The following is a 22,795-nucleotide window of genomic DNA, read 5'->3' on the forward strand; positions in this document are numbered from 1 at the left end:
TATCGTGCGTGGCATGAGCAATCATGCGGTGCTGCATGTGAAGGGCCGGGTCCTGGCCGGGCCCGACGACGTCCGGGACGAACTGTGGGTCGTGGACGGCCGGATCTCCTACGACCGTCCTGTCGGCGCCCGGGACGTCCGCCGGGTCACCGGCTGGGCCCTGCCCGGCCTGGTCGACGCGCACTGCCATGTGGGCCTCGGCGCGCACGGCCCGGTCGACGACGACATCGCGGAGAAGCAGGCGCTGACCGACCGCGACGCGGGCACCCTGCTGATCCGTGACGCCGGTTCGCCCTCCGACACACGCTGGGTCGACGACCGCGAGGACCTGCCGAAGATCATCCGGGCCGGCCGGCACATCGCCCGCACCCGGCGTTACATCCGCGGCTACGCGCACGAGATCGAACCGGAGGACCTCGTCGCCTATGTCGCCCAGGAGGCCCGGCGCGGCGACGGCTGGGTGAAGCTGGTCGGCGACTGGATCGACCGCGACCTCGGGGACCTCGCGCCCACCTGGCCGCGCGAGGCGGTCGAGGCGGGCATCGCCGAGGCCCACCGGCTGGGCGCCCGGGTCACCGCGCACTGCTTCTCGGAGGACTCCCTCCAGGACCTGGTCGAGGCGGGCATCGACTGCATCGAGCACGCCACGGGCCTGACCGAGGAGCTGATCCCGCTGTTCGCCGAGCGCGGGGTGGCGATCGTGCCCACCCTCGTGAACATCGCGACCTTCCCGAAGCTGGCCGACGGCGGCGAGTCCAGGTTCCCGCGCTGGTCGGCCCATATGCGCCGGCTCCACGAACGCCGCTACGACACCGTCCGCTCCGCCTACGACGCCGGGATCCCGGTCTTCGTGGGCACCGACGCCGGTGGCACCCTGCCGCACGGGCTGGTCGCCGCCGAGGTGGCGGAACTGGTCACCGCCGGCCTCCCCGCGGTGCAGGCGCTCGCGGCGACCACCTGGGCGGCACGCGAGTGGCTCGGCCGACCCGGGCTGGAGGAGGGCGCGGCGGCGGACCTAGTCGTGTACGAGTCCGATCCGCGGGACGACGTACGTGTGCTGGCGGCGCCTCGCCGGGTGGTGCTGAACGGGCGCGTCGTCGGCTGACGGCAACGGAGTGTGACGGCAACGGAGTGTGACGGTCCGTCGCCACCTGGGGCGTTGCGCACTCCGTCGCGCGCGCCGGGGCGCCGCCCCGCGTATGCGGAAAGATGCCGGCGCGACGGTGAAAGCATGGAACAGCCGTGCCGCACGATTCGAAAAGGTTCACGGAAACCCCACGTTGGAGTGAAGTCCCGGCGGATTGCTGACTGTTCACTCTGAGTGCGCGATTCTTGCCGGGTCCCGAGCAAGTCTCTTCTGGGGGTCCCCACCTTGAACGGCAAGAACTTCCGCCTGCCCGCACGCCGTCTCGCCGCCGTGGCGACGGCCACGGCCCTGACCGCCGCTCCCGCGGTGCTGGCCGCCGCCGGTCCCGCGCACGCGACCGGTGACGAGGGCCGCGCGAGCGCCGTCGTACTGCGCACCGGGCTCGACGTCTCCCTGCTCAACAAGACCGTGAACGTCCCGCTCGCGGTCTCGCTCAACGAGGTCGAGGCGCCCAGAAGCGCCGAGAAGGCGACGCTGACGGCACAGCTCGACGGCGTCGACGGCGGAAAGCCGTTCAGCGTGCTGAGCGCGAAGGTCGCCTCGGCCAAGGCGACGGTCGCCGACGGCAGGGCCGAGGGGTACACGAACCTCGCCGACGCCGAGGTCCATGTCCCCGGACTGCGGCTCCTGTCACTGATCGAGGTCGGCCAGGTCACCTCCAGGGCGACCTGCGAGGCCGGGAAGAAGCCGACCGCCACCTCCAACCTGCTCGGCGACGTCACCGTCCTCGGCAAGAAGGTCACCCTGACCGCAGGCGGCACCACGAACGTCCAGGTGCCGGGCGTGGGCGAGGTGCGGCTGGACTACTCCAGGACGCAGACCACTTCGGACACGGCCGCCGCCACCGCCCTCGAACTCAAGGTCGCTGTCGACCCGTTGAAGCTGAACGTCGCCGAGGTCGAGGGCACCCTGACCCTGGCGAAGGCGACCTGCGAGACCCCGGCCGAGCCCGAGCGGGAAGCCGCCCCGAGCACCGCCCCGGCCGGCGAGGTGGAGCCCCAGGGCGGGTCCTCCGACGAGGGTCTCGCCGAGACCGGCGGCAACTCCATGACGCCGTACATCGCGGGCGGTGCGGTCGCGCTGCTCCTCGCGGGTGGGGGAGCGGTGGCATTGGCGCGCCGCGACCGCGGCTGACGACGGAACCGGTCACCTCGGGCCGGGGTCCCCCTCGACCGGCTGACCTGGGCCCGTGCACGCCAGGGCGATCGCCTGCTCCAGCCGCGAGAAGCGATTCGGCCGTCGGGCGGTCCCGTACCGCCGGCGGTGGCATTGGCGCGCCGCGACCGCGGCTGACGACGGAACCGGTCACCTCGGGCCGGGGTCCCCCTCGACCGGCTGACCCGGGCCCGTGCACGCCAGGGCGATCGCCCGCTCCAGCGCCGAGAGAAGCGAGTCGGCCGTCCGGCGGTCCCGCACCGCCAGCCGCAGCCAGCCCTCGCCCAGCCCGGGGAAGGTGTCGCCGCGCCGAACCGCGAACCCGAGGTCGCGCAGGTGCCGGCGTACGGCGGTCGCCCGCGGCAGGCGTACGAGGACGAACGGGCCCTCGGCGGGCTCGGCGACCCGGAGTCCGGCCGACGCGAACGCGCCCAGCCCGGCGACGAGATGGGCCCGGTCGGCGGCGATGCGATGGGCCGCGTGGGCCGCCTCCGCCAGGGCCCGCGGGGACACACATGCCTCCGCGGCGGCCAAGGCGGGCGTGGAGACCGGCCACAGGGGCTGGGCGCGCTCCAGATCGGCGATGGTCTCCGGGGCGGCCAGGACGTAGCCGATCCGCAGACCGGCCAGCCCCCAGGTCTTCGTCAGGCTGCGCAGCACCACCAGACCCGGCACGTCCGTCCGATCTGCCAGCGCCTCCCGCTCACCCGGCACCGCGTCCATGAACGCCTCGTCCACCACCAACGTCCGCCCGGGACGCGCGAGTGCGGCCACGGCCCCGGCCGGGTGCAGCACCGACGTCGGGTTGGTGGGGTTGCCGATCACCACCAGTTCGGCGTCCTCGGGGACGGCCGCCGGATCGAGCCGGAAGCCGTCCTCCTCCCGCAACAGCACCCGGTCCACCGTGTGCCCGGCGTCCCGCAGCGCCGCCTCCGGCTCCGTGAACTGCGGGTGCACCACGACCGGCCGGCGCACCTTCAGGGCGCGGGCCAGCAGCACGAACGCCTCCGCCGCGCCCGCCGTCAGCAGCACCCGCTCCACCGGCAGCCCGTGCCGCGCCGCCACCGCCGCCCGTGCCGCCCGCCCGTCCGGGTAGGCCGCGAGCCCGCCCAGCGAGGCCGCGATGCGCTCCCGCAGCCAAACCGGCGGTGTGTCGGCACGGACGTTCACGGCGAGGTCGACGAGCGCCGCCCCGTCGTCGCGGACCTCGGCGTCGCCGTGATGCCGAAGGTCGTGCGGCTCAGCGGGCATGGGGGTGAGTGCCATGGCGTGGCCACCGTTCTTTCTCGCGGTCCGACGCCCCGGGGAGGCCACCTTGGGCGCGCTCGGTGTGCCTGGTGTGTCTGGTGTGCTCGGTTTGTCCGGCGTCCTCGGCGTCCTCGGAGTGCTCGGCGTGCTCGGCGTGCTCGTCGCCCTCGGCGTGCCCAGCCTGCCCAGTCTGCGCGGCGTGCCCAGACGGCGCGGCGTCCCCGGCGGACATCGGCACCAGTCGCCCCGCGCCGGAGGCGACCCCGGCGGGCACCGGCACCAGTCGCCCCGCGCCGGAGGCGACCCCGGCCGCCGTGAGCCATCCGTCCACCGGACGCCGTACGACGGCACAGGTCGCCCGCGCCGGCTGCCCGTCGGGACGACCCGACTTCCGCTTGGGTACGAGGAGTTCACCGCCGCGCGCCAGGGCGGCGGCCTCGGCGACCGAGGGGGCGCCGACCGCGGCGCCGGCCACCTCGGAGGGGTTGGGGACTTCGACCCCCGCGAGCCGCTCGGCGGAGTAAGTGACGAGCGGGACGCCGAGTCGCGCGGCGGCCCCGACGATGCCGGGCTCGTCGGACTTGGCGTCGACGGTGGCGAGTTCGGCGAGGGAGACGGGGGAGAGACCGGCCTCGCCGAGCACGCCCTCGACCAGCCCGAGGATCTCCTCCACACAGGCGCCCCTGGAGGCACCGACACCGACGACGAGGGACGGCGGACGCAGCACGACCTCGCGCTCGGCGGGTTCGACGACCCGGTCCGTCACCCGGATCGTGCACGCCCCCTCGGCACCGGCACGCGACGGCGGCAGCGGCTGGGCCACGCCCGCCAGCAGCACCACCAGCTCGCCGTCCACCAGGGCCCGCAGCACCCCGGCCACGTCGCCCTCCGCCGGGAGGCCGAGCAGGTCCGGACCGGGCTGATCCGGGGCGTCCGAGGCCGGGCTGACGACAGGTTCGGTGGCCGGGTGCGGGGCCGCGGGCTCCTCGACCGCCTCGGTCGCCAAGGGGCACACCATGCGATCGCCCTCCGCCGCGGACGCGGGGTGCGGGGCCGTGGGCTCCTCGACCGCCTCGGTCGCCAGGAAGCGCACCACGCGCTCGCCCTCCGCCGCGGACACGGCCCGTACGGCGTCCCCGATGGGACCGTCGTACGCCTGTACGCGGCCCGGCCATGCCTCGGGCGGCTCGGGTATGTGGGGCCGCGCGGTCGCCTCGGTCCGGCCCCGCTCCCGGTCGCTCATGGCGTGCGGCACCCTTCCACGAACCGTCGGGCGACAGCGGGGTGTGCGGCCCAGTGAGTGTGCAGATAGCTCGCGTGCACTCCCTGCTGGACGAAGCCCTCGAGGCGGCGCACCGGGCTGCGGACACCCCAGGCGGGGGACGCCCCCGCCCCCGGTTCGACGACGGTCCGATGGAATTCGTGCGCCCGCATCCGGGTCCCCGCCGCGGCCAGCGCACTGTCGCCCACGGCGACGGCGTCCCGGTACCCGAGCGTGAGCCGGCCGCTCATCCGGGCGGTCGCGTCGAGCACCCCGCACATGGGCTGCCCGTCCAGCTCACGGCAGAGATAGAGCAGCCCGGCACACTCGGCGGCGACGGGAGCGCCGCTCACCGCGAAGTCGCCGATGGCCTTGCGGAGCGGCTCGTTGGCAGACAGCTCCGCCGCGTACACCTCGGGGAACCCGCCGCCGACGACCAATCCGCCGGTGCCTTCGGGGAGTTGTTCGTCCCGCAGCGGATCGAAGGCGACGACCTCGGCGCCGGCCGCGGCGAGCAGCTCGGTGTGCTCGGCGTAGGAGAAGGTGAAGGCGGGGCCCCCGGCCACCGCGACCACGGCACGGCCGCCCGGCCGCCCGGCCGGGGCTGTCGCAGGAGGCTCCCACTGCCCCCGAGGCTCCCAGGGCTCGCAGTCCAGCGCCCCCGCGCTTCGCGCCAGCCCCAGCAGCCCCTCCAGATCGCACCCCTGGGACACCTGCGCGGCCATCGCCGCGACCGCCTCCACGGCCTCCCTCCGCCGTTCGGCGACCGGCACCAGCCCCAGATGCCGCGACGGTGTGTCGACCTGCGGCGCCCGCCGCAGCACCCCGAGCACCGGCACTCCCGTCGACTCCAGCGCGTCCCGCAGCAGCTCCTCGTGCCGGTCGGAGGCGACCTTGTTCAGGATCACGCCCCCGAGGCGCACCTCCGGGTCCCAGGACGCGAACCCGTGCACCAGCGCCGCCACCGACCGCGACTGCGACGCGGCGTCCACCACGAGCACCACCGGCGCCCGCAGCAGCTTCGCGACATGCGCGGTCGACGCCAGCTCACCCTCCTTCGCCGCCCCGTCGTACAGGCCCATGACCCCCTCGACGACGGCCAGGTCACACCCGCGCGCCCCGTGCAGGAACAACGGCCCCATCAGCTCGGGGCCGCACAGGTACGCGTCGAGGTTGCGCCCCACCCGCCCGGTGGCGAGCGCGTGGTACCCGGGGTCGATGTAGTCCGGCCCCACCTTGTGCGGGGACACGGTGAGCCCCCGCGCGGTGAGCGCGGCCATCAACCCCGTGGCGACGGTGGTCTTGCCGCTGCCCGAGGAGGGCGCGGCGATGACCAGCCGGGGCACAGCTGTCACCACTCGATGCCTCTCTGGCCCTTCTGACCCGCGTCCATCGGGTGCTTGACCTTGGACATGTCGGTCACGAGATCGGCGAAGTCGACCAGCTTCGCGGGCGCGTTGCGGCCGGTGATCACGACATGCTGGGTCCCGGGACGATCACGCAGCACGTCGACGACCTCATCGGTGTCGATCCACCCCCAGTGCAGCGGGTACGCGAACTCGTCGAGCACGTACAGCTTGTACCGCTCGGCGGCTAGGTCCCGCTTGACCTGCTCCCAGCCCTCCCGGGCCTTGGCCTCGTTGGTCGAGTTGTCACCCTGGATGTCGCGCTGCACCCATGACCAGCCCTCACCCATCTTGTGCCAGTCGACGGAGCCGCCCTCCCCGGACGCCCCCAGCACCCGCAGCGCGTTCTCCTCGCCGACCTTCCACTTGGCCGACTTGACGAACTGGAACACCCCGATGGGCCACCCCTGGTTCCAGGCCCGCAGCGCGAGCCCGAACGCGGCGGTGGACTTGCCCTTGCCGACCCCGGTGTGCACGAGGACCAGCGGCCGGTTGCGGCGCTGCCGCGTCGTCAGCCCGTCCTCCGGTACGACACTCGGCTGTCCCTGCGGCATTACGCGGCCCTCCTCGAAGTCCCCTGAACATCCCTGACCAGCCCGGCGATCGAGTCCGCCCGCAACTCGTCCAGCGTCACCGCAGTACCTCCCAGCTCACCCGCGAGCTGCCCGGCGAGCCCCAGCCGCACCGGTCCCGACTCGCAGTCGACCACCACGGAGGCGACACCGTCCGCCGCGAAGAGCCGGGCGGCCCGCCCGGCCAGCGCGACCGGCTCGGGCCCGCCGGTGGCCCGCCCGTCCGTCACCAGCACGACCAGCGCACGCCGCGCCGGGTCCCTGAGCCGCTCCACCCGCAGCACCTCGTGTGCCTTGAGCAGCCCGGCCGCCAGCGGTGTGCGCCCACCGGTCGGCAGCGCCTCCAGCCGGGCCGCCGCCGCGTCCACGGACGAGGTCGGGGGCAGCGCCACCTCGGCGCCCGCTCCCCGGAACGTCACCAGCCCCACCTTGTCCCGCCGCTGATACGCGTCCAGCAGCAGCGACAGCACGGCCCCCTTGACCGCGCCCATCCGCTGCCGGGCCGCCATCGACCCGGAGGCGTCCACGGCGAACAGCACGAGATTGCCCTCACGCCCCTCGCGCACGGCCTGCCGCAGATCGTCCCGGCGCACCACCAGCCCCGGCCCGGACCTCCCCCGGGCCCGCTGATGCGGCGCCGCCGCCTGCACGGTGGCCGCCAGATGCAGCTTGGTCAGGGCCCCGTGAGGACGCCTGGACCCAGTGGTCCGCCCCTGCTCGGTCCGTGCCCGCGAACGCCGCCCGGCGGCACCCTCGCCGACCCCCGGCACGCTGAGCACCTTCGCCCGAAAGGGCTCGGCGGCCCGTACGGGCGTCTGCTCCCCGGCACCGGAAGCCTGCGGCTGCCCGCCGGCGCCGGCCTCGTCCGACGCGGCCGGTCCACCGTCGTGCGGGCCGTCACCGGACTGCGGCGGCTGCCCGCCGCCCCCACCGGGACCGTCCGGCCCGGGGTCGGGATCCGGATCCGGGTCGTCGTCCTCGGAACCGCCGAACTCCTCCAGGGTGTCGTCCAGCTTGTCCTCGTCGAGCCCCGGCGCGTCGAAGGGGTTACGGCGCCTGCGGTGCGGCAGCGCGAGCAGCGCGGCCTGCCGGACGTCCTCGGCGAGCACGTCCGTCCGCCCGGCCCAGGCCGCCAGGGCGGTCGCCGTACGCGCCATCACGATGTCGGCCCGCATCCCGTCCACCTCGAAGGCGGCACAGGTCGCCGCGATCTGCCGCAGCGCCGCGTCCCCGAGCCGCACCGACGGCAGCAACTCCCGCGCCGCGACGATGCGTCGACGTACATCGGCCTCCTCCTCCGCCCAGCGGGCGGCGAAGGCGGTGGGGTCGTCGTCGTAGGCGAGCCGCCGCCGGACGACCTCCACCCGCTGCTCGGGCTCCCGCGACGCCGCGACCTCCACGGTCAGCCCGAACCGGTCGAGCAACTGGGGCCGCAGTTCACCCTCTTCGGGGTTCATGGTGCCGACCAGCAGAAAACGCGCGGCGTGCCGCACGGACACACCCTCGCGCTCGACGTACGACGCGCCCATCGCCGCCGCGTCCAGCAGCAGGTCCACCAGGTGGTCGTGGAGAAGGTTGACCTCGTCGACGTACAGGATCCCGCGGTGCGCGTCGGCGAGCAGGCCCGGCTCGAATGCCTTGACGCCCTCGGCGAGCGCCCGCTCGATGTCCAGGGCGCCCACCAGCCGGTCCTCGGAGGCGCCGACCGGGAGCTCGACCATCCGTGCGGGGCGCGGGACGCCCGCACCCGGCTCGTGCGGTCCGTCCGGGCAGGCGGGGTCGGGAGCGCCGGGGTCGCAGGAGAAACGGCAGCCGGGGACGACCGGCACCTGCGGCATCAGCGCCGAAAGTGCCCGCACCGCCGTCGACTTGGCCGTGCCCTTCTCACCGCGCACCAGCACGCCGCCGACCGCCGGGGACACGGCGTTCAGCAGCAGTGCGAGCCGCAGGTCGTCCTGGCCGACAACGGCCGAAAAGGGGAAGGGGGTGGTCACAGGTCGTCGCCCTCCAAGTTGCCCTCCAGCTCAAGACAGGTGGCGCGCCGCCGCTCCGGCGTATCGGCCGGCAGCTCCTCGTACATGTCGCACATCTCGTACGTCCGGTCGTCGATGTCCCCGGCCGCCGGGGCGCCGAGGGTGCGCGCGGCGCTCATGCGGGAGCCCCCGGGGGAATGAAGGGCAGTCCCTGCGGCGGCCCCGATTCGATGAGCCGCCACAGCGCGTCCGTGTCCGCGTGCTGCTCGATCAGATCACCGAGCCGGTCGAGCTGCTCCTCGCGCAGCGCGGCGAACGACGTATCGGCGGCCGGCACGAAGCGCCTCCCCGCGGCGAGCGCCACCTCCCGCAGGAAGGCCCGCCGGAATCCGTCCGACTCCAGCGAGCCGTGCCAGTGCGTGCCCCAGGTCTGGCCGACCCGGCAGCCGTCCAGGAAGGGGGTGCCGCCGTGTACGTCGGCGACGCCGTGGTGGATCTCGTAGCCCGCGACCCGCTCCCCGAGGGCCTCGCCCTCGGGCCGGGTGAGTGTCTTCTCCCGGGCGAACCGCACCCGCACCGGCAGGATCCCGAGCGCGTCGACCTCGCCGCTGCGGCTCTCGACGTCGTCCACGATGTGCTCGCCGAGGATCTGGAACCCGCCGCAGATGCCGAGGACGGGCCGCTGCTCGGCGGCCCTGCGGACCAGTGCCTCGGCGAGCCCCCGGGCACGCAGCCACTCCAGCGCCCGGACCGTCCCGCGGGTGCCCGGCACGATCACCAGGTCGGCGTCGGCCAGCTCCTCCGGCCGGTCCACGAACCGCACCACCACACCCGGCTCGGCGGCCAAGGCGTCCACATCGGTGAAGTTGGACATCAGCGGCACGGCGCACACCGCGATCCGCAGCACGTCCTCGCCGACGGGGGCGGACACCTGGGACTCCCGTACGGCACCGCGCAGGGAGACCCGCAGCCCGTCCTCCTCGTCGATGCCCATCCCGTGCCGGAAGGGCAGCACACCGTACGTCCGCCGCCCGGTGAGGTCGTGCAGCATGTCGAGGCCGGGCTCCAGCAGGCTGACATCTCCCCGGAACTTGTTGACCAGATACCCGGCGACGAGTTCCTGGTCCTCGGGGGAGAGCAGGGCCACGGTCCCGAAGAACGACGCGAAGACACCGCCGCGGTCGATGTCGCCCACCACCAGCACGGGCAGCCGCGCACTGCGCGCGATGCCCATGTTGACGATGTCCGTCCGCCGCAGATTGATCTCAGCCGGAGAGCCGGCCCCCTCACAGATCACCGCGTCATACGTGCCCCGCAGCTCGGCGAGACAGTCGAGCACGGTCCCCAGCAGCTTCTGCTGCCGTCCGCCGTGGTAGCCGCGCGCGCTCAGCTCGCCGACCGGCTTGCCCATCAGCACGACCTGACTGCTCTGCTCGCCACCGGGCTTGAGCAGCACGGGATTCATCAGCGCCGTCGGCTCCACACGGCACGCCTGCGCCTGCATGGCCTGGGCCCGGCCGATCTCCGCCCCCTCCCTCGTCACGAAGGAGTTGAGGGACATGTTCTGCGCCTTGAAGGGCGCGACCTTGACGCCCTGGCGTACCAGCCACCGGCAGATCCCGGCGGTCACGACGCTCTTGCCGGCGTCGGAGGTGGTACCGGCGACCAGAAGACCACCGCTCATACTCTCTGCCCCCTCTTCAGCGACCGCGCGTTCGTCAGCAGCCGCGCCCCGGCGCACACCCCGAGCGCCAGCCAGGTGACGCGCCGCGACAGCCGTACGGCCCGGTCGACGTCCTGGGTGACGACGGCCCGTCCCTGTGTGTTCAGCACGGGCCGGTGCTCCACCCGCCCCCCGTACGACAGCGTCCCGCCCAGCCGCACCCCGAGCGCCCCGGCGAAAGCGGCCTCCACGGGGCCGGCGTTGGGGCTCGGATGCCTCATCGCGTCCGCCCGCCAGGCGCTCACGGCACCGCGCGGATCCGGCCCGGCCAGCGCCGCGAGCACGGCCGTCAGCCGCGCCCCCGGCCACCCCGCCAGGTCGTCGAGCCGGGCAGAAGCCCAGCCGTAGCGCCGGTACTTGGGCGACTTGTGGCCCACCATGGCGTCGAGCGTGTTCACGGCCCGGAACCCGAGCAGCCCCGGCACCCCGCCCACGGCCCCCCAGACGAGCGCGCCCACGACCGCGTCGGAGGTGTTCTCGGCGACGGACTCCACCACGGCCCGGGCGATCTGGTCCGCGTCCAGCGCCTGCGGGTCCCGCCCGCACAGATGCGGCAGCCGCGCCCGCGCGCCCTCGATGTCTCCGGCCTCCAGGGCGCGCCCGATGTGCCGGGCCTCCCGGGCCAGCGAAGTCCCCCCGACCACCGCCCAGGTGGCGGCGCCGGTCAGGGCCAGGGATGCGGCGGGGGACGTACGGACGGCCCGGGTGGCGATGGTTCCGAGCGCCACGGCGCCACCGGCGCACACGGCCGTGTGCAGCGCACCCCACGCGCGGTGGTCACGCCACAACACACCTTCCACGGCAGCGGCGGCCCGCCCGAACACGGCGACCGGATGCCCCCGGCGCGGGTCGCCGAGCAGCAGATCACCGAGAAGTCCGGCGGCGGCGCCGTACGCGAAGACGCGATCGGCACGCATGGGCGTCAGCCGGCCGCGGGGGCGGGCAGCGCCCTGGTGCGGAACCTCAAGTTCGAACGGCAGCCGAGCATCGCGTTATGTCCTCACTCAGGGTGTCCGCGCCCTGGTTCGACGAGACCGGCGGTGAGAGTTCCTGGCTCCCGGGGGGTTTCTACCCCGGTGACAGTGGCGGGACCGCGCCGGATTCGCACCGGCTTCCTCTTCTGCCGCCGTAGATGGCTCCGGCAGTCCACCACGGGGTCGGAAGGGCCGTCAACTTGCTGTTGACCTGCGAAGGGAGAGTGTGCGGAGGCCCACACAGGCGTGAGGTGCGGGACGGTGTTCCGTCTCGCACCTCGATCCGTGACCGGCGTGCGTCAGCGCACGACGCGCGCGCGGGTCACGCCACGATCAGATAGATCCCGTAGCCCACGGCCGCCGCACACGCCGCGAAGCAGGCGTACGCGCCGGTGACCGCGAGCGTGGCCGAGTCGCCCTGGGCCACCGCGCGTTCGCGGCGGGACAGGCCGGTGATGCCCAGGGTGAACAGGCCCACCAGGGCAATGGTGACCACGAGGCTGACACCGAAGACGGAGCCGAGAGCCGCCCAGTCGATCTTCATGCTTCTGCTTCCTTGAGTAACCGGAGGAGTAACCGGGTGGGGGTCAGACGGCTGCCTTGGACGGCGCCGGCTCGGAGGCCTGAGCCGGGACGGTGGCCGTGATGTCCTCGGTCACCGTGCCCGCCGGCGGCGGCGTCACGGCGGCCATGGCCGTGGTCACCACGCCGGCCGGCTCGTCGGGGTCGTGGTCGTTGACGTTGGTGTGGTCGACGATCTCGCGGCGGGAGAGCTTCCAGATCACGGCGCTGGAGACGACCAGGAAGACCGCGACGAGGGCCGTGCCCCAGTCGCCGAAGCCGGTCACGTACTCCGCGAGCGCGCCCACCAGGGCGGCGGCCGGCAGGGTCAGGCCCCAGGCGACGAACATCCGGGTGGCCGTCGACCAGCGGACCACGCCGCCCTTGCGGCCGAGGCCCGCGCCCATGACCGCGCCGGAGACGGAGTGCGTGGTGGAGAGGGAGAAACCCAGGTGGGAGGAGGCCAGGATGACCGTGGCCGCGCTGGTCTGGGCGGCGAAGCCCTGCTGCGGCTGGAGGTCGGTCAGACCCTTGCCCATGGTGCGGATGATGCGCCAGCCGCCGAGGTAGGTGCCGAGGGCGATGGCGACGCCCGCGGAGAGGATGACCCACATGGGCGGGTCGGAGTCGGGGGCGAGGGTGCCGCCGGCGACCAGGGCGAGGGTGATGATGCCCATGGTCTTCTGCGCGTCGTTGGTGCCGTGGGCCAGGGAGACCAGACCGGCGGAGGCGATCTGCCCGGCGCGGTAGCCCTTCTTGGACGCCTCGCCGCCGTCGGCCTTCTTGCCGAGCTTGTAGGTCAGCCGCGTGGCGAACATCGCCGCGATGCCCGCCACCAGCGGGGCGGCGATCGCCGGGATCAGCACCTTGGTGACGAGCACGTCGCCGTGGACCGCGCCGACGCCGGCCGAGGCGACGGTGGCGCCGATCAGGCCGCCCATGAGGGCGTGCGAGGAGCTGGAGGGCAGACCGACCAGCCAGGTCAGCAGGTTCCAGAGGATCGCACCGACCAGCGCGGCGAATATGACTTCGGGACGGATGCCGGCCTCGTCGACGAGGCCCTTGGAGATGGTGTTGGCGACCTCCACCGAGAGGAAGGCGCCGACGAGATTGAGGACGGCGGACATGGCCACCGCGACCTTGGGCCTCAGAGCGCCCGTGGAAATGGTCGTGGCCATCGCGTTGGCGGTGTCGTGGAAACCGTTCGTGAAATCGAACGCGAGTGCGGTCACCACCACAATCGCGAGGATCAGCGAGAAGCTTTCCATTTACCCAGGCAATCGTTCGAGGTCATTGGCGCGATGAACGTAGGCAACCTGAGTGAACGGAAGATGAACTGGGGCGGGCCGCACGGTGTCCGGGAGGGAGGGTTTCTCCCATGGTGGCGGAGGCTTCCGTTCCGCTGGGTGGCGTACGGCCCGGGCCCCATGGGCTAGCGGCCCCGGGCGAACTTCCTCAGCTGCGCCATGGACCCGTTGAAGAGATTCTGGTCACCCGGCAGGCTGCCGCCGTTGTCGTACTGCCAGAAGGTCCACAACCGCCATCCGGCCGGCAGTGTTCCCGCGCTCGACGCGTTGTAGCGCGCCGCCCACAGCGCGTGATCGGCGGCGAAGGCGCGGTCGGCGCCGGTGCAGGTGTTCCACCAGTGGGTGGTCGTGTAGATCACCGGGCGGCGGCCGGTGAGCCGCAGCACCTCGTCGCTGAAGGACCGGATCCAGGCGGTCATCCTGGCCTTGGTCAGCCCGTAGCACTTCTGCCTGCCGTACGGGTTGTACTCGATGTCGAGCGCGGGCGGCAAGGTCCAGCCGTCGGGCCGCCAGCCGCCGCCGTTGCGCACGAAGTACGCCGCCTGGGTCCTGCCGGACGACCTGTTCGGCAGGGCGAAGTGGTAGGCGCCGCGGACCAGGCCCGCGTCGCGGGAGCCGTTGTACTGCTGGCCGAAAAAGGGGTTGCGGTAGGTGTGTGACTCGGTCGCCTTGACGTAGACGAACCGGGCGCCTTTCGCCTTGGCCTTCGGCCAGTTGACGTTCTTCTGGTGGGACGAGACGTCATGCCCCCTCGGCTTGCCGGCCGCCGAGGCGGGCGTCTCGGCGAGCGCGGTCGCGCCGAGGGCGAGTGCGGTCATGGATGCCGCTATGAAGCGCGAGTGGCGGCGGTAGCGGTGACGGGTGCGGCGACCGGAGTGGCGACCGGAGTGGCGGCGGGGCGGTTTGCGATCACGGGCCATGTGGTTCCCCCCGGAATGGCGACGTGCACGACAAATCCCCCAGAGATCATGGGAAGATCGTTGAATTCTGATCGATCTCAGGCCAAGTAGGGACGGAAGGTGCTATGTCCTCATCTGTGTACTTCCGGACGCTGGCCTTCCGTCCTAAAGTGCCCGGCCCCGGCGGGACTTGAGGCCGCGTGTGGACGCCGGCTGGCAGGATCGCCGTATGACTGAGGAGCGGCAGGGGCGGCAGGGGCGGCAGGGGCAGCGGAGCCGGAAGGTGCGTGCCGAGGAGGTCGACGCGTGGGAGGCCCTCGTGGCCACGGCGCGGCGGACCGTGGCCGAGGGGCTGGTCGTCGGCACGTCCGGGAACGTGTCGGTGCGGGTCGGGGACACGGTGCTGGTCACGCCGTCGGGGGTGCCGTACGACCGGCTGACCGCGGAGGACGTGACCGGGGTGGACCTGGAGGGCGGGCAGGTGCTGGGCACGCTGGTGCCGACGAGCGAGCTGCCGATGCACCTCGCGGTGTACCGCGCGACGGACGCCGGCGCGGTGGTCCACACACACGCGGTCCACGCGACGGCCGTCTCGACCCTGGTCCCCGAGCTTCCGCTGATCCACTACATGGCGGCGGCCCTCGGCGGTCCGGTCCGGGTCGCCCCCTATGCGACGTACGGCACCCAGGAGTTGGCCGAGAACATGCTCCGTGCCCTCACCGGCCGCACCGCCTGTCTCCTCCAGAACCACGGCACGATCGCCTACGGCGCGACCCTCGCCCAGGCCCACGACCGCACGGCCCAGCTGGAGTGGATGTCCCGCCTGTGGCTCACGGCCTCCTCGGTGCCGGGCCTCACACCGACGCTGCTGTCCGAGGAGCAGGTGGCCGAGGCGGGGGAGCGGTTGCGGGGGTACGGGCAGCGGGGGTGAGCGCGGGGCCGCGCGCAGAGCTGCGGGAGGGCTGCGGGGACGCGGCGGGCGTGCGGTGGGAGTACGGCGGGGAGTGCGGCGAGCTCGCGGCGGGCGTGCGGGGTGCGCGCGGTGGGAGTACTGCTGGAGGCCCGCCTCACTCCAAGTCGCCCTCCCACTGGCCCGGCCCCCCGTCCGCCAGGACACTGGACACGTGCGCACTGTCACCGCGACGGCCGCTGCCGTCACCGTTGCCCTTGCCGCCGGCGTGGCGAGCGTCGCCGCCGGGCGGTTCGCCAGTGGGGCCGCGCTGACGGCGCCCTCGGGCAGGCCGCTGCCCACCGAACCCCGGCTCACCGTGCATGCCACGGCCGCGGGCCAGATCGCCCTCACCCGCGACCTGGCCTCCCTGCGCCCCGGCACCTATGGTCTCTCCGGCGACGGCTCGCATGCCGTCGTGGGCCCCGTCCTCGCGTCGGCGAAGCACTCCGCCGACACCGTCGTACGCCGTCTGGAACGCGTCACCCACGGCACCCTCGACCCCGGCGACAGCGTCTGGCTCACCCCGAACGTCCACGTGGGCAACCCGAGCGCGGCCCTCGGCCTCGACCACGCCGACATCGACATCCCCGGCGAACTCGGCTCCCTGCCCGCCTGGTTCGTCCCCGGCAACCGCAGCACCTGGATCATCGCCGTGCACGGCCTCGGCACCACCCGCGAACACGCCATGAACATCATGGGGTTCCTCAGCGGGCGGCACTTCCCGGTGCTCGCCCTCGCCTACCGCGGCGACCTCGGCGCACCCCGCCCACCGGACGGCCTCAACCACCTCGGTGAGACCGAGTGGCGCGACCTGGACGCCGCGATGCGCTACGCCGTGCGGTACGGCGCCAAACAGTTCGTGCTGCTCGGCTGGTCCACCGGCGCGACGATGGCGCTGCGCGCCGCCGCGCACTCGGGCCTGCGTGACCGGGTCTCGGGGCTCGTCCTGGACTCCCCGGTGCTGAGCTGGGAGGCCACCCTGCGCGCCCTCGCCGCGGCCCGCCACACCCCCAGCGCGCTGCTGCCGCTCGCCGTCCGCGCCGCACAGGGCCGCACCGGCCTGGACGCCGGCCGGGGCACCGACGCCGGCGCCCCCCACCGGCCCGCCGTGCCGACGCTGATCTTCCACGGACCCGACGACAGGGTGGCCCCCTGGACCCTGTCCCGTCGGCTGGCCCACACCTACCCCGGTCTCGTGGCCCTCCATACGGTCGAGCGCGCCCCGCACGCGGCCATGTGGAACGCCGACCCCGAGTCCTACGAGGAGGCGCTGCGCCGCTTCCTCACCCCGCTGATGTGACGCCGGCCGGCACCGTCCCCGGCCCCACGGCGCGAGCGAGGGGATCCGGTCCCGCAGATTCCGTTTAAGGCCGTACCAGTGGCCTGTTATCGGCCCTCCGGTGCTCGCAGAGCCTCGTGCGTTGGCCATCCCCGTCGCCCCTCGTGACATTCCGTTTGGGTTTTCGGACCGTCAACCGGAAGACTGCACCCGTGACGTCCCGTATCCCGCGCGACTCCAGGCTTCGACTCGTCCGCCCGCGACCCCTGGCCGCCGCCCCCAGAGCCGTGAACCAGCGGCGCCCACGCCGCCCCGCACCGCGCCCCCCGGAGGGCACACCGGCCCGGGCCGAACTGGCCAGAATGGCGCGCTCCGGCCTGGCCGCCGCGGCCCGTGTCGCCCACTGGGCCGATGCCGCCCTGGGCCCCGGCCGGGCCGGGGGCACCTCCGACGGCAAGGGCACCCTCTCCGACGCGACCGCCGAACGAGCCGCCCTGGCCCTCGGTCTGACCGCGGCTCAGGTCCGCGCCGACTGGGACACCGCTCGCCTCGCCGGCCTCGTCGAGGTGCACGGGGACAGCGCCCGCCCCGGCTGGCGCCTGCGCGCCTGGGACCGCGACGACAGCGCCGTGCTGCGCGGCTGGGTCGCCCTCTTCGACGCCTGGTCGCTCGCCCACCCGGAACCCGAGCGACACGAGCACGGCGCCGTGGCCGACGTCGTCTCCGCGATGCCCCAGTTGCTCTCCTTCCTCCAGCTGTCCGCCGGATCCGTCCCCGTGGCACAGCTCCTGGACCTGCTGGAGCAGCGGGTCACCGAACTGCGCACCGAGAGATGCGAGATCCCCTACGGGCCCCGCCCCGAGCCGGTCACCGTCCCGGCCGCCGCCGAGGACCCCTCGCTCGCCCCCCTCCTGGACTGGGCCCTGCACGCCCTCGCCTCCGTCGGCGCCCTCACCTACGGCGACGGCCAGGCCACCCTCACCCCGCTCGGCAACTGGGCGGTCTGGGTCAAGCTCGAGCAGATCTGCGTAGCCGCCCAGAGCCCCGCCGGGAACATCGAGCAGTCCGCCGAGGGCATGCTCCGCGGCTGCGCCCAGCTGCGGCCCAACGCCGCCCGCGACGAGTACCGCGCCTGGCTCGCCGCCCGCCCCGTCGGCAGCGCCGTCACCGAACTCCTCGGCGCCGCCCGGGGCGACGACGCCCTGCTGCGCGGCCTCGCCTTCGAGGCGCTGCGCGTCGTCGGCGCCCCCGCCGAGCCCGACGTACGCGCCGTCGCGGACGAGCCGACCCTGCGGCCCTACGCCCTGCTGTGGCTGGCCGAGCACGACGGCCTCGACCCCGAGGACGCCCACGAGGTGCTCACCCGCGAAGAGGCCACCTGGCTGTGGGTCGACACCGCAGCCGCCGTCGCCGACCACGGCGAGGCCCCGATGCTGGTACGCCACCTGGAGTCGGCGGTGCAGCCCACCGTGCCGATGCTGCTCGACGAGGTGCGTGCCGTCGGTCACCCCCGCACCGTGCAGGTCCTGGTCGCGCTCGCCGCGGCCCACCCCGACCCCGCCCTGGCGAAGGCCGTGCGCCGCGCCGCCTTCCAGGTGCACACCGGGGGAAGCTAGGGCCCGTGCTCAGGCGCCCGTCTCGGGGGCATAGGTGCCGAAGCTCCACACGTTGCCCTCGATGTCCCGGGCCATGTAGTCCCGCGAGCCGTAGTCCTGGTCCGTCGGGGGCATCAGGATCTCGGCGCCGTGCTCCACGGCCCGTCGGTGGTGTGCGTCGACGTCCTCCACGACGACGTACACCCCGGTCGTGCCCGCGGCCTTCATCGCCTTGTCGAAGGCGCTGTCGGTGCCCTTCGAGCCGAGCATCACCGCGCCGTTGCCCTGCATCAGCTCGGCGTGGGCGACCTTGCCGTCCTCGCCCTCGTACACCGCGAGCTCCGTGAACCCGAACGCCTCCGTGAGCTGCTTGATCGCCGCTTTCGCGTCCGCGTACAGCAGCGTCGGGTAGATGCTCGGACGCCCACCGCTCGTACCTGCCATGCCGATCACCCCTTTGTGACCATCACCCTCGGGAAATCCGGAGAATCCTAGGAACGCCGCGCTCTGCCGCCCGCAGCGGCCGGAGTCCCGACCTGCTGCCAGTCTCGCAGCGACCACTGACAACGGCCCGCCGGTCGCCGCCGGGCCGCGGTCCGAACACATGAACCCAGAAAAAGTGGTTGCACGGCCCCGTTAGACTGAACCCCATGGCCATTCTCCTCGCGCATTAGACGGCGGGAACGTCCTCAGCCGCCCATCCCGCCACTACCCCTGCCCTGGAGTCTGTCCGTGATCTCCGCCTCCGGTATCGAGCTGCGCGCCGGTGCGCGCGTCCTCATCGAGTCCGCGACCTTCCGCGTCGCCAAAGGCGACCGCATCGGCCTCGTCGGCCGCAACGGCGCCGGCAAGACCACCCTCACCAAGTGCCTGGCCGGCGAGGGCATCCCCGCCGGCGGCACCATCTCCCGCTCCGGCGAGGTCGGCTACCTCCCGCAGGACCCCCGCACCGGCGACCTCGACGTGCTCGCCCGGGACCGCGTCCTGTCCGCGCGCGGGCTCGACGTACTGATCCGCAAGATGCGCGAGAACGAACAGCGGATCGCGAACGGCCAGGGCGCCACCCGGGAGAAGGCGCTCAAGCAGTACGAGCGCCAGGAGACGGAGTTCCTCACCAAGGGCGGATACGCCGCCGAGGCCGAGGCCGCCACCATCGCCGCCGCGCTGAACCTCCCCGACCGGGTGCTCGGCCAGCCGCTGCACACCCTCTCCGGCGGTCAGCGCCGCCGTATCGAGCTGGCCCGCATCCTGTTCTCCGACGCGGACACCCTGCTGCTCGACGAGCCGACCAACCACCTCGACGCCGACTCGATCGTCTGGCTGCGCGACTACCTCAAGACCTACCGCGGCGGCTTCATCGTGATCTCCCACGACGTCGACCTGGTCGAGACGGTGGTGAACAAGGTGTTCTACCTGGACGCCAACCGTGCCCAGATCGACGTCTACAACATGGGCTGGAAGCTCTACCAGCAGCAGCGCGAGGCCGACGAGAAGCGCCGCAAGCGCGAGCGGCAGAACGCCGAGAAGAAGGCCGCCGCGCTCAACGCCCAGGCCGACAAGATGCGCGCCAAGGCCACCAAGACGGTCGCCGCGCAGAACATGGCCCGGCGCGCGGAACGGCTGCTGTCCGGGCTCGAAGAGGTCCGCCAGTCCGACAAGGTCGCCAAGCTCCGCTTTCCCGAGCCCGCGCCCTGCGGCAAGACCCCGCTGACCGCCGAGGGCCTGTCGAAGTCGTACGGCTCCCTGGAGATCTTCACCGACGTCGACCTGGCCATCGACAAGGGATCGAGGGTCGTCATCCTCGGGCTGAACGGTGCGGGCAAGACGACCCTGCTCAGGCTCCTCGCGGGCGTGGAACAGCCGGACACCGGCGCGGTCGTCCCCGGCCACGGCCTCAAGATCGGCTACTACGCCCAGGAGCACGAGACCCTGGACCCGGACCGCACGGTCCTGGAGAACATGCGCTCCGCCGCCCCCGACATGGACCTCGTCGAGGTTCGCAAGGTGCTCGGCTCGTTCCTGTTCTCCGGTGACGACGTCGACAAGCCCGCCGGGGTCCTCTCCGGCGGTGAGAAGACCCGTCTCGCCCTCGCCACCCTGGTCGTCTCCTCGGCGAACGTCCTGCTGCTCGACGAGCCCACCAACAACCTCGACCCGGCCAGCCGTGAGGAGATCCTCGGGGCGCTGCGCACCTACAAGGGCGCGGTCGTGCTCGTCACCCACGACGAGGGCGCCGTCGACGCCCTGCAGCCGGAGCGGATCATTCTGCTGCCCGACGGTGTCGAGGATCTGTGGGGCGCCGATTACGCGGATCTCGTCGCCCTCGCTTGATCGAATGCGTGATCACCGGCGTATGGATCATTCGGCCCATCGGTGATCCATCATCTGTGTGAGATCTCCTCGTACCGAGGTGTGTACTACATCAATTTCGCGGCCGAGTCCTTCATCGACAAGGGCTCGGCCGCCGCGCGTCGCTGACCTGGTGCTTCGCAAAAGAACCCGTTCGGCGGTACGGACATCGCCTCTCGGAATTCCGTATTCCGCATGTGGGGACGCGCTCCTGTCGTCACAACCTTGTCTCACGGACCTTGCCGAATGGGTGGCCATGAAGCGCCGGAGGGGTGATCATGAGGAGACCAGAGCGCACTTCCCATGAGGAGGCACGGGTGGCCGAGACTCTGAAGAAGGGCAGCCGGGTGACCGGCGCCGCGCGCGACAAGCTCGCGGCAGACCTGAAGAAGAAGTACGACTCCGGTGCGAGCATTCGGGCACTGGCCGAGGAAACCGGCCGCTCGTATGGCTTCGTTCACCGGATGCTCAGCGAGTCGGGCGTCACGCTTCGTGGGCGTGGCGGCGCGACACGAGGCAAGAAGGCCGCAGGCTGATCTCGGGCGGCCCATCGCCTTCGATGGTGACCACCCGGTCGGTCTGCTGATCGCCCGGGTGGTTACTGTGCAGTCACTTAAGGGGTGCCCTGCCGGGCATCCCATGTGACCGCACGCATCGGAGGCACCCCATGGCTTCGCCCGACCAGGAACTCGCTCCCCTGCTCGACAAGAACGGCGTACGGCTCACCGTCGACGGCGCGATCGCCACGGTGACGCTGACGAATCCGGCCAAGCGCAACGCACAGAGCCCCGCCATGTGGCGGACGCTCGCCGAAGCCGGGCGGACCTTGCCGGGCAGCGTACGGGTCGTAGTGCTGCGCGGTGAGGGCCAGTCCTTCTCCGCCGGTCTCGACCGGCAGATGTTCACGCCCGAGGGGATCGAGGGCGAGCTCTCCTTCATCGACCTCGCGCGCAGCAGCGACGGCGAACTCGACGCTGCCATCGCGGAGTTCCAGGACGGCTTCAGCTGGTGGCGGCGCAACGACCTCGTGTCCATCGCCGCCGTCCAGGGCCATGCCATCGGGGCGGGCTTCCAGCTCGCGCTCGCCTGTGACGTGCGCGTCGTCGCCGACGACGTGCAGTTCGCCATGCGCGAGACCAGCCTTGGACTGGTCCCGGACCTGACGGGCACGCACCCGCTGGTCGGGCTGGTCGGATACGGCCGTGCGCTGGAGATCTGCGTGACCGGCCGGTTCGTGCTCGCCGAGGAGGCCGTCAGCAGCGGACTGGCCAACCTCGCCGTGCCCGCCGAGCAGCTCGACGCCGCCGTACAGGACCTCGCGGCGGCCGTCGTGGCCGCGCCGCGAGATGCCGTGATCGAGACCAAGGCGCTGCTGCGGGGTGCCGTCGACCGCACCTACGACGAGCAGCGCGGCGCCGAGCGGGCCGCACAGGCACGCCGACTGAGGGACCTGGCGGGCCTCGGCGAATGAGCGGGGGCCGGTGGGTCCGGGCGGGTGATTCGGGTGGGAGATTCGGGTCTGTGGTTCGGGCGGGTGAGCCGCGCGGCAGCCGCCGACCCCCGGCCACCGAGCCGTGCGCCGATCAGCCGACGGATGTGATCAGCACCGCCACCGTCGGGTGATCGGGCGACGCTGCTCCCACCCTCTCGCGCACCTCCCGGGCCACCTCCACGGCCCGGTGGTCCGCGCGCACCGCGAACTCCACCCGCACATGGCGACGCGGCAGGGCGGCCTCGCCCCGCCGCTCCTCGATGTGCACCGAACGGCCCAACCCGCCCGGCAGTCCCGTCAGCCGGACGACACCCGGGACCGCCGAGGCCACCGCGGCGATGCGCTCCTCGTCGGCGTCGACGTCGGCTCGGGCTACCGATGCGGCTTCGGCGTCGGCCGACTCGGCCGCCGTCTCCGGCTCCGGCGGGCTGACCGCGCCGGGCCCCGGGTCCTCGTCCAGCAGGGCCGTCACCCGCAGGTCCACCTCGGTCACCGTCAGACCGAGGCGGTCCACCGCCGTGGCCGCGAGCAGCGCGCGCAGCCGCTGCGCCGTCTCCGGCAGCGGCTGCGTCGCCGTGGTCGCGAAGTCCGCCGTGATCCGCAGCGGCCCCGGCGGCAGAGCACCGGGCGGCTGCGGTACGGCGGCCTCCTGCGCCTGGGCCGGATCGGTGAGGGCGATCCGCAGCGCCTCCAGCCGTACCCCGCGCATGTCCTTGGCCGCGCTCCTCAGCACCGCCGCGGACGCCTTCTCGGCGATCCACGCGCCGTCGCGCGCATCCCCCAGCGGCAGCAGTCTGCCGAGCCCCAGCTGCTGCCGGACCGTCTGCGTCCACCGATCCGCCGTAGTCATTCCTCCAGCCTGCCCCATCCCCGGCGCGGGATCGCGCAACCGTGCTTACGGT

21 protein-coding genes and 1 riboswitch are annotated in these 22,795 nt (G+C 73.0%); of the genes, 8 read left to right on the plus strand and 13 right to left on the minus strand.

The window, feature by feature from the left end:
* The first annotated feature begins 13 nt into the window (after nt 1-13).
* Both ACHBTE_RS28910 and ACHBTE_RS28915 read left to right on the plus strand, forming a co-directional pair.
* Nucleotides 14-1,105, plus strand: a complete 1,092-nt coding sequence (locus ACHBTE_RS28910) for an amidohydrolase family protein (RefSeq protein WP_394727352.1) — start codon at nt 14-16, stop codon at nt 1,103-1,105.
* A gap of 267 nt (nt 1,106-1,372) precedes the next feature.
* Nucleotides 1,373-2,281: an SCO1860 family LAETG-anchored protein gene (locus ACHBTE_RS28915; RefSeq protein ID WP_394727354.1), complete on the plus strand. Its 909-nt coding sequence runs from the start codon at nt 1,373-1,375 to the stop codon at nt 2,279-2,281.
* Nucleotides 2,282-2,452: 171 nt separating this feature from the next.
* On the opposite strand, the gene cobC is transcribed toward ACHBTE_RS28915, so the two are convergent.
* From cobC to ACHBTE_RS28970, 11 genes are all read right to left on the minus strand, one after another.
* Nucleotides 2,453-3,568, minus strand: a complete 1,116-nt coding sequence (gene cobC / locus ACHBTE_RS28920) for an Rv2231c family pyridoxal phosphate-dependent protein CobC (protein WP_394727356.1) — start codon at nt 3,566-3,568, stop codon at nt 2,453-2,455.
* Nucleotides 3,543-4,793, minus strand: a complete 1,251-nt coding sequence (locus ACHBTE_RS28925) for a cobalamin biosynthesis protein (RefSeq protein WP_394727359.1) — start codon at nt 4,791-4,793, stop codon at nt 3,543-3,545. Before ACHBTE_RS28925 ends, cobC begins: the two co-directional genes overlap by 26 nt.
* Nucleotides 4,790-6,169, minus strand: coding sequence for a cobyrinate a,c-diamide synthase (locus tag ACHBTE_RS28930; RefSeq protein WP_394727361.1), 1,380 nt, complete (start codon nt 6,167-6,169; stop codon nt 4,790-4,792). Before ACHBTE_RS28930 ends, ACHBTE_RS28925 begins: the two co-directional genes overlap by 4 nt.
* The gene (gene cobO / locus ACHBTE_RS28935) at nt 6,163-6,771 is read right to left on the minus strand and encodes a cob(I)yrinic acid a,c-diamide adenosyltransferase (protein WP_394727363.1); all 609 of its coding nucleotides are present in this window, start codon (nt 6,769-6,771) and stop codon (nt 6,163-6,165) included. The genes ACHBTE_RS28930 and cobO overlap by 7 nt, the downstream gene beginning before the upstream one ends.
* Nucleotides 6,771-8,783, minus strand: coding sequence for a putative cobaltochelatase (locus ACHBTE_RS28940; protein WP_394727365.1), 2,013 nt, complete (start codon nt 8,781-8,783; stop codon nt 6,771-6,773). The genes cobO and ACHBTE_RS28940 overlap by 1 nt, the downstream gene beginning before the upstream one ends.
* A complete protein-coding gene (locus tag ACHBTE_RS28945) occupies nt 8,780-8,941 on the minus strand; it encodes a hypothetical protein (RefSeq protein ID WP_394727367.1) in 162 nt (53 codons plus the stop codon). The genes ACHBTE_RS28940 and ACHBTE_RS28945 overlap by 4 nt, the downstream gene beginning before the upstream one ends.
* The gene (locus tag ACHBTE_RS28950) at nt 8,938-10,446 is read right to left on the minus strand and encodes a cobyric acid synthase (protein ID WP_394727369.1); all 1,509 of its coding nucleotides are present in this window, start codon (nt 10,444-10,446) and stop codon (nt 8,938-8,940) included. The genes ACHBTE_RS28945 and ACHBTE_RS28950 overlap by 4 nt, the downstream gene beginning before the upstream one ends.
* Nucleotides 10,443-11,402, minus strand: a complete 960-nt coding sequence (locus ACHBTE_RS28955; RefSeq protein ID WP_394727371.1) for a cobalamin biosynthesis protein — start codon at nt 11,400-11,402, stop codon at nt 10,443-10,445. Before ACHBTE_RS28955 ends, ACHBTE_RS28950 begins: the two co-directional genes overlap by 4 nt.
* A gap of 106 nt (nt 11,403-11,508) precedes the next feature.
* A riboswitch (cobalamin riboswitch) is annotated at nt 11,509-11,652 on the minus strand.
* A 129-nt stretch (nt 11,653-11,781) separates the two neighbouring features.
* Entirely contained in the window at nt 11,782-12,003 is a 222-nt protein-coding gene (locus ACHBTE_RS28960; protein WP_394727373.1) for a hypothetical protein, read from the minus strand.
* A gap of 43 nt (nt 12,004-12,046) precedes the next feature.
* Nucleotides 12,047-13,288, minus strand: coding sequence for an inorganic phosphate transporter (locus ACHBTE_RS28965; protein ID WP_394727375.1), 1,242 nt, complete (start codon nt 13,286-13,288; stop codon nt 12,047-12,049).
* A 164-nt stretch (nt 13,289-13,452) separates the two neighbouring features.
* Entirely contained in the window at nt 13,453-14,247 is a 795-nt protein-coding gene (locus tag ACHBTE_RS28970; RefSeq protein ID WP_394727377.1) for a lysozyme, read from the minus strand.
* Nucleotides 14,248-14,455: 208 nt separating this feature from the next.
* Here ACHBTE_RS28970 and ACHBTE_RS28975 point away from each other — a divergent pair, with 208 nt between their 5' ends.
* The 3 genes from ACHBTE_RS28975 to ACHBTE_RS28985 all read left to right on the plus strand — a co-directional run bounded on the left by ACHBTE_RS28975 (nt 14,456) and on the right by ACHBTE_RS28985 (nt 18,073).
* Complete coding sequence (locus tag ACHBTE_RS28975; protein WP_394727379.1) at nt 14,456-15,157, plus strand: class II aldolase/adducin family protein; 702 nt, start codon at nt 14,456-14,458, stop codon at nt 15,155-15,157.
* A gap of 193 nt (nt 15,158-15,350) precedes the next feature.
* Nucleotides 15,351-16,478 (plus strand): alpha/beta hydrolase, encoded by a 1,128-nt coding sequence (locus ACHBTE_RS28980; RefSeq protein WP_394727381.1) that lies wholly within the window; start codon nt 15,351-15,353, stop codon nt 16,476-16,478.
* A 191-nt stretch (nt 16,479-16,669) separates the two neighbouring features.
* Nucleotides 16,670-18,073, plus strand: a complete 1,404-nt coding sequence (locus tag ACHBTE_RS28985; RefSeq protein WP_394727383.1) for a hypothetical protein — start codon at nt 16,670-16,672, stop codon at nt 18,071-18,073.
* 9 nt (nt 18,074-18,082) lie between these two features.
* On the opposite strand, the gene ACHBTE_RS28990 is transcribed toward ACHBTE_RS28985, so the two are convergent.
* A complete protein-coding gene (locus ACHBTE_RS28990) occupies nt 18,083-18,496 on the minus strand; it encodes a VOC family protein (protein ID WP_394727385.1) in 414 nt (137 codons plus the stop codon).
* A 288-nt stretch (nt 18,497-18,784) separates the two neighbouring features.
* On the opposite strand from ACHBTE_RS28990, the gene ACHBTE_RS28995 reads away from it, so the two are divergent.
* The 3 genes from ACHBTE_RS28995 to ACHBTE_RS29005 all read left to right on the plus strand — a co-directional run bounded on the left by ACHBTE_RS28995 (nt 18,785) and on the right by ACHBTE_RS29005 (nt 21,872).
* Complete coding sequence (locus tag ACHBTE_RS28995) at nt 18,785-20,383, plus strand: ABC-F family ATP-binding cassette domain-containing protein (protein ID WP_394727386.1); 1,599 nt, start codon at nt 18,785-18,787, stop codon at nt 20,381-20,383.
* A 335-nt stretch (nt 20,384-20,718) separates the two neighbouring features.
* A complete protein-coding gene (locus tag ACHBTE_RS29000; RefSeq protein WP_019758351.1) occupies nt 20,719-20,937 on the plus strand; it encodes a helix-turn-helix domain-containing protein in 219 nt (72 codons plus the stop codon).
* A 131-nt stretch (nt 20,938-21,068) separates the two neighbouring features.
* Nucleotides 21,069-21,872, plus strand: a complete 804-nt coding sequence (locus tag ACHBTE_RS29005; RefSeq protein WP_394727388.1) for an enoyl-CoA hydratase/isomerase family protein — start codon at nt 21,069-21,071, stop codon at nt 21,870-21,872.
* A 112-nt stretch (nt 21,873-21,984) separates the two neighbouring features.
* Here ACHBTE_RS29005 and ACHBTE_RS29010 read toward each other — a convergent pair whose 3' ends face one another.
* Nucleotides 21,985-22,743 (minus strand): nucleopolyhedrovirus P10 family protein, encoded by a 759-nt coding sequence (locus ACHBTE_RS29010; protein ID WP_394727390.1) that lies wholly within the window; start codon nt 22,741-22,743, stop codon nt 21,985-21,987.
* Between the last annotated feature and the right edge of the window lie 52 nt (nt 22,744-22,795).

This window comes from Streptomyces sp. M41 (assembly GCF_043673425.1).
Classification (GTDB): domain Bacteria; phylum Actinomycetota; class Actinomycetes; order Streptomycetales; family Streptomycetaceae; genus Streptomyces.